The sequence below is a fragment of the Teichococcus deserti genome, assembly GCF_001982615.1.
In the GTDB taxonomy this organism is placed as follows: Bacteria; Pseudomonadota; Alphaproteobacteria; order Acetobacterales; family Acetobacteraceae; genus Pseudoroseomonas; species Pseudoroseomonas deserti.
The window spans coordinates 1-1,232 of record NZ_MLCO01000517.1; the positions used below are offsets into that span (position 1 = coordinate 1).

1 protein-coding gene is annotated in these 1,232 nt (G+C 73.7%); it reads right to left on the reverse strand.

Features of this window, described 5'->3' with window-relative positions:
• On the reverse strand, nucleotides 1–1,210 hold a 1,210-nt coding region (locus BKE38_RS29650; protein ID WP_242662627.1), incomplete at its 3' end, for a chemotaxis protein CheA.
• Between the last annotated feature and the right edge of the window lie 22 nt (nucleotides 1,211–1,232).

The following is a 1,232-nucleotide window of genomic DNA, read 5'->3' on the forward strand; positions in this document are numbered from 1 at the left end:
CCGCCGAGCCCAGGAAGCCGGCGCGGTCGGTGGACGGGCGCAGCACCAGCCGCTCCTCGATGACGTCGAGGATCTCGTCGACCATCAGGCCGAGGCTGCGGGTGCCGTCCTGGAAGACCAGCAGGTGCTGGGTGCTGCCCGAGGGCGGCTGCGTCCAGGGGCCGAGCGGCAGCAGCGGCATCAGCTGGCCGCGATACTGCACGGCAGGGCGGTTGCCGGCGGTCTCGATGCTGTCGGAGGGCAGCGCCTCGAGGCGGGCCACCAGGCCGAGCGGCACGGCGATCGGCGTCGCCTGGGCGCCGGCGCGGAACAGCAGCAGCTGGGCGCCGGTCTCCTCGCTGGCGGCGGCGACCGCCTGGGCGGCCTCCTTGCGGGCGCTGCCGAGGCCGGCCATGCGGGCGAGGCCCGCGGGGTCGAGGATCATGATGACGCCGCCATCGCCCAGGATGGTGTTGCCGGAGAAGGCCTGCAGGTCGCGCAGGATCGGCGCCACCGGCTTGACCACGATTTCCTCGGTGTCGAAGACGCCGTCGACGAACAGGCCGTAGCGGGCGCTGTCGCCCTGCAGGACGGCGACGAAGCCCTGGGCCGCCGAGCCCGAGGGGTGCGGCGTCGCGATGCCGAGCAGCGCGCCGAGCTGCACCAGCGGCAGCAGCTGGCCGCGCAGCCGGATGACGGGGGCGTCGTCGAGCCATTCGACGGCCGCACCGCCCGAGCCCACGCGCACCAGCTCGACCACCGCGGCCTGCGGCACGGCGAAGCGCTCGTTGGCGGCCTGGACCACCAGGCCGGAGATGATCGCCAAGGTCAGCGGGATGCGGATGATGAGCGTCGTGCCCTGGCCTTCCACCGTCTGCAGGTCGACGGTGCCGCCGATCCGCTCGATGTTGCTGCGCACCACGTCCATGCCGACGCCGCGGCCGGAGACGGCGGTGACCGCCGCCGCCGTCGAGAAACCCGGGCGGAAGATGAAGCGCGCGGCCTCGGCATCGTCCATGGCGGCGACCGCGGCTTCGGTCGCGAGGCCGCGCTCGATGGCGCGCGAGCGGATGCGGGCGATGTTCAGCCCGCGCCCGTCATCGGCAAGCTCGATGACGATGCGGCCACCCTCCTGCCGCGCGGAGAGCGAGATGGTGCCATGCGCGGGCTTGCCGGCGGCGCGGCGGATCTCCGGCGTCTCCAGCCCATGGTCGGCGCTGTTGCGCACCATGTGGGTCAGCGGGTCCTTGATC